The 5,161-nt window shown below is 73.1% G+C and carries 5 protein-coding genes; 2 read left to right on the top strand and 3 right to left on the bottom strand.

Annotation, left to right across the window (positions count from 1 at the left end):
* Nucleotides 1-78: 78 nt before the first annotated feature.
* The gene (locus tag LE181_RS09990) at nucleotides 79-948 is read right to left on the bottom strand and encodes a bifunctional methylenetetrahydrofolate dehydrogenase/methenyltetrahydrofolate cyclohydrolase (RefSeq protein ID WP_225660858.1); all 870 of its coding nucleotides are present in this window, start codon (nucleotides 946-948) and stop codon (nucleotides 79-81) included.
* Between the two features lie 173 nt (nucleotides 949-1,121).
* Here LE181_RS09990 and LE181_RS09985 point away from each other — a divergent pair, with 173 nt between their 5' ends.
* Complete coding sequence (locus tag LE181_RS09985; protein WP_225660857.1) at nucleotides 1,122-1,766, top strand: RDD family protein; 645 nt, start codon at nucleotides 1,122-1,124, stop codon at nucleotides 1,764-1,766.
* Between the two features lie 50 nt (nucleotides 1,767-1,816).
* Here the strand turns inward: LE181_RS09985 and purH are convergent, their stop codons facing one another.
* Nucleotides 1,817-3,367, bottom strand: coding sequence for a bifunctional phosphoribosylaminoimidazolecarboxamide formyltransferase/IMP cyclohydrolase (purH, locus tag LE181_RS09980; RefSeq protein ID WP_225660859.1), 1,551 nt, complete (start codon nucleotides 3,365-3,367; stop codon nucleotides 1,817-1,819).
* Between the two features lie 26 nt (nucleotides 3,368-3,393).
* Nucleotides 3,394-4,047 carry a phosphoribosylglycinamide formyltransferase gene (gene purN / locus LE181_RS09975; RefSeq protein ID WP_372458303.1) on the bottom strand — a complete coding sequence of 218 codons (654 nt, stop codon included), beginning with the start codon at nucleotides 4,045-4,047 and terminating at the stop codon, nucleotides 3,394-3,396.
* Between the two features lie 213 nt (nucleotides 4,048-4,260).
* Between purN and LE181_RS09970 the strand changes: the two genes are divergently transcribed.
* On the top strand, nucleotides 4,261-5,034 hold the full coding sequence (locus tag LE181_RS09970; protein WP_263868688.1) for a hypothetical protein: 774 nt from the start codon (nucleotides 4,261-4,263) through the stop codon (nucleotides 5,032-5,034).
* The last annotated feature ends 127 nt before the right edge of the window (nucleotides 5,035-5,161 follow it).

Here is a 5,161-nt window from a genome sequence, read left to right as displayed (position 1 = left end):
GAGAAGCGGGCGCCCCCCGGCCCGCCCGCGGGGGCGGGCCGGGGGGCGTCGGCGGAGCCGTCGCCCGGCTCGTCCCGCTCAGCCCGCATGGCCGCCCCCCGCGGCGCGCTCGGCGGCCTCCACGACGTTGACCAGCAGCAGCGCACGGGTCATCGGACCGACGCCCCCGGGGTTGGGGGAGACCCAGCCCGCGACCTTGGCGACCGCCGGGTCCACATCGCCCATGATCTTGCCCTCGCCGTCCCGGCTGACGCCGACGTCCAGGACCGCCGCACCCGGCTTGACGTCCTCGGGCTTGATCAGGTGGCCCACGCCCGCCGCGGCGACGATGATGTCCGCCTCGCGCAGCCTGGCCGACAGGTCACGGGTGCCGGTGTGGCAGAGGGTGACCGTCGCGTTCTCCGTCTTACGGGTGAGCAGCAGACCGATCGAACGGCCCACCGTGATGCCGCGGCCGACGACCACCACGTGCGCGCCGTTGAGCTCCACGTCGTGCCGGCGCAGCAGCTCGATGATGCCGTTCGGGGTGCAGGGCAGCGGGCCGGTCTCGTTCAGCACCAGGCGGCCCAGGCTCATCGGGTGCAGGCCGTCGGCGTCCTTGGCCGGGTCCATCAGCTCCAGGACACGGTTGGTGTCGATGCCCTTGGGCAGCGGGAGTTGGACGATGTAGCCGGTGCACTCGGGGTTGTCGTTGAGCTCGCGGACGACCGCCTCGATCTCCTCCTGCGTGGCGGTGGCGGGCAGCTCGCGCTGGATCGAGCCGATGCCGACCTCGGCGCAGTCACGGTGCTTTCCGGCCACGTACCACTTGCTGCCGGGGTCGTCGCCGACGAGGAGGGTGCCGAGGCCCGGCGTGACGCCCTTGGCCTTCAGCGCCTCCACGCGGGTGGTGAGTTCGGACTTGATAGCGGCCGCGGTGGCCTTGCCGTCGAGAATCTGGGCGGTCATGTGTCCATCCTCCAGGATGTGATGCAGTGGGTTCCACTCAGGTGGGGCGCGGGCGGGGCGGGCAAGGGTGCGGGCGGAGCGGCGGTACGACCGTATGCCTACGATGACCGCCGCTGTGGCGGACGCCACGGCCGTCCCCGTACGTTTTCCGCCACCGCTCTAAGGACGCTCAGGTGACCCACCCGCAGCCGCCCGGCCAGTACCCGCCCTACCCCCAGCAGCCGGGCGGGGCGTACCCCCCGTTCCCGCAACAGCAGCAGCCGTACGGCTACGGGGCGGGCCCCGCCCACACCCCCGGCTACGGCTACGGGCAGGCCCCCTACGGCGCACCGCAGCTCCCGCCGCTGGCCGGCTGGGGCTCGCGCGTGGGTGCGACCCTGCTGGACACGCTGATCGGCGCGCTCGTGCCGCTCGTCGGCATCGTCGCCGGCGCGGTCATGATCTTCGCCGCCGTCGACGCCAGCGAGGAGTGCACGACCACCGCGTCCGGCTTCGAGATCTGCACGCACGACTCCGCCGCGGCCGTCCCCGGCATGGTCGTGATCGGCGTCTCGTGCCTGGTCGCGATGTTCATCGGCTTCTGGATGCTCTACCGCCAGGGCAAGACCGGCCAGACGCCCGGCAAGAAGGCGATGGGCATCAGCGTCCTGCGCGAGCGCGACGGCCGGCCGATCGGTTTCTGGATGACGTTCGTCCGCAACCTCTGCCACATCGTCGACAGCTTCCTCTACCTGGGCTACCTGTGGCCGCTGTGGGACGAGAAGAAGCAGACGTTCGCCGACAAGATCATCGGCACGGTCGTCATCCGGACGCGCTGAGCGTCCACGGCGAGGGAGGCCGCACCCACCGGGTGCGGCCTCCACCCGTCTCAGTGGAAGAAGTGGCGCGTGCCGGTGAAGTACATCGTCACGCCCGCCGCCTTGGCGGCCTCCACCACCTGCTCGTCCCGGACCGAACCACCGGGCTGGGCCACGGCCTTGACGCCGGCGGCGGTCAGCACCTCCAGCCCGTCGGGGAAGGGAAAGAAGGCGTCGGAGGCGGCGTACGCGCCCCGGGCGCGCTCCTCGCCCGCGCGCTGGACGGCGAGCTTGGCGGAGTCGACGCGGTTGACCTGGCCCATGCCGACGCCGACGGTCGCGCCGTCCTTGGCGAGCAGGATCGCGTTGGACTTCACCGCGCGGCACGCCTTCCAGGCGAAGGCCAGCTCGGCCAGCTCCTCGGCGGACAGCGCGTCGCCCGTGGCCAGCGTCCAGTTGGCCGGGTCGTCGCCCTCGGCCTGGAGGCGGTCCTTCTCCTGCAGCAGCAGGCCGCCCTCGACGGGGCGGGCCTCCTTGACGGCGCAGGGGGCGTCGGCGCAGCGCAGCACCCGGATGTTCTTCTTGCGGGCCAGGACCTCGACGGCGCCGTCCTCGTAGCCGGGGGCGACGATGACCTCGGTGAAGATCTCCGCGACCTGCTCGGCCATCGCCACCGACACCGGCCGGTTCACGGCGATGACGCCGCCGAACGCGGACAGCGGGTCACAGGCGTGGGCCTTGCGGTGGGCCTCGGCGACGTCCTGGCCGGTCGCGATGCCGCACGGGTTGGCGTGCTTGATGATCGCGACGCAGGGGTCGGTGTGGTCGTAGGCCGCCCGGCGGGCGGCCTCGGTGTCCACGTAGTTGTTGTAGGACATCTCCTTGCCGTGCAGCTGCTCGGCGGCCGCCAGGCCCGTGCCGCTGCCGTCGGTGTAGAGGGCGGCGGGCTGGTGCGGGTTCTCGCCGTAGCGGAGCACGTTCGAGCGGGAGAAGGCGGCACCGAGGAAGTCGGGGAAGCCGCTGTCGTCGGCCGCCGCGTAGTCGGCCGCGAACCAGCTCGCCACGGCCACGTCGTAGGCGGCCGTGTGCTGAAACGCTTCGGCGGCCAGGCGCCTGCGGGCGGCGAGGTCGAAGCCGCCGTCGGCGACGGCCTTGAGCACGTCGTCGTACCGCTCCGGGTTGACGATCACGGCGACGGAGGGGTGGTTCTTGGCCGCCGCGCGGACCATCGAGGGACCGCCGATGTCGATCTGCTCGACGCACTCGTCGGCCGAGGCGCCCGAGGCGACGGTCTCGCGGAACGGGTAGAGGTTGACGATCACCAGCTCGAAGGGGCGGACGTCGAGCTCGTCGAGCTGCTCGCGGTGCGCCTCCAGCCGCTGGTCGGCGAGGATGCCGGCGTGGACGCGCGGGTGCAGGGTCTTCACCCGGCCGTCCAGGCACTCGGGGAAGCCGGTGAGCTCCTCGACCTTGGTCACGGGAACGCCGGCGGCGGCGATCCGGCCGGCCGTGGAACCGGTGGAGACCAGCTCGACGCCCGCGTCGTGCAGACCGCGGGCCAGCTCCTCCAGCCCGGTCTTGTCGTAGACGCTGACCAGCGCCCGGCGGATGGGCCGCTTCATGCCTTCGGAGGTCGTACCTTCGGCGGTCACGAGATCCGTACCTTTCGTCCCTCAATGCGATAGTCGTGCCGGGCCAGGCGGCCCACGACTTCGACGAGCAGCGCTCGCTCGACTTCCTTGATCCGCTCATGGAGAGCGGCCTCGTCGTCCTCGTCCCGGACCTCGACCACGCCCTGGGCGATGATCGGTCCGGTGTCGACACCCTCGTCGACGAAGTGGACGGTGCACCCGGTCACCCGCACGCCGTACGCGAGCGCGTCGCGGACGCCGTGCGCACCGGGAAAGCTGGGGAGCAGGGCGGGGTGCGTGTTGACGATCCGCCCGCCGAACCGGGCGAGGAAGTCCTTGCCCAGGATTTTCATGAAACCGGCCGAGACCACCAGGTCCGGCTCGTACGCCGCGGTCGCCTCGGCCAGGGCCCGGTCCCAGGCGTCGCGCGAGGGGTGGTCCTGCACCCGGCACACGAACGTCGGCAGCCCGGCGCGCTCGGCGCGCTCCAGCCCGGCGATGCCCTCCCGGTCGGCGCCCACGGCCACCACACGGGCCCCGTAGCCGTCGGGATCCGCGGCGATGGCGTCCAGCAGGGCCTGCAGATTCGTCCCGGATCCGGACACGAGCGCAACGATGCGGGCGGGGGCAGCCACAACAGGGCCCTTTCTGGCGGGTGGCGCGGTTTGTATGGTCGTACGAGTCGGAGGGGTCGCCGAATACGGGGGACTCTACGAAGCCGCCGACCGCCAGCAACGATACCGGCACACCCAACCGCCCCCGCGGGACGGGGGCGCGCACGGGAGGTAGCGTCGGGACCGGGCCGGGCGACGGCGCGGGAAACGGGGCGCGGCACCGTAGGCTCGACGTGCAGGACGACGACACAAGGGGAAGACCTACTCCACATGCCGGACCGACGCCGCCACGCGGCTCACCGCCTTCCGCCGACGACCCCGGGCCCCGTGCTGCGCATCGTGCTGCGCGAGGGCGGATCGCCGTCGTCCCCCACGGACGAGCAGCGGGACAACCCCTTCGCCGCGCCCCCGCAGGGCCGGCCGGACCGCCCCTGGCAGCCCCGGCAGCCGTCGGGCGGCGAGGACGGCGGGCCCGGAACGCAGGGCGAGGGCGGCGGACAGGGCGACGAGCAGCCTCCCGCGTGGGGCAGCCAGTGGAGCAGCCGGCAGCCCGGCCGGCAGGGCGGCGGCTTCGGCGGCCAGGGCGGCGGCCCCGGCGGCCCTCCGGGCGGCCCGAACGGCGGCCTGCGCTGGGACCCCACGGACCCGGCCCAGCGCCGCGCCCGCTATGCCCTGCTCGCGGGCATGTGGGGCTTCTTCTTCGCCCTCTTCAGCATCCCGCAGGTGGCCCTGCTCCTCGGCGCCCTCTCGGTCTACTGGGGCGTCAGCTCCCTGCGCGCCAAGGCCAAGCCGAAGCCGTCCGACCCGGACGTCCCCACCCCGCCACCCCCGCCGGGCGGCTTCCGCCCCCAGACGACGGCGGCGGTGAGCGGCCTGGTGACGGGCGGGCTGGCGCTGGCGATCGTGGCGGCGACGTTCGCGTTCCACGTGGTGTACCGCGACTACTACACGTGCGTGGACGACGCCCTCACCCAGACGTCGCGCCAGTCCTGCGAGAACCACCTGCCGAAGCAGCTGCGGCCGCTGCTGGGGACGCAGGACTGAGGTCTGCGGGGCGCCTGCCGGAGGGCCGGCTGCGGGGAGCGCCGTCGTGGGGCGGGGCCGGGGTGGGGCGGGCCCTTCTGGGGGCTGCAATATTTACGGCCCCCGCAGCCGTAGCGCGAACCGCCTC

The sequence above is a fragment of the Streptomyces sichuanensis genome (assembly GCF_020328095.1).
Lineage (GTDB): Bacteria > Actinomycetota > Actinomycetes > Streptomycetales > Streptomycetaceae > Streptomyces > Streptomyces cinnamoneus.
Note: the sequence above shows the minus strand (reverse complement) of the source record. Positions and strands in the feature narration are given on the sequence as shown.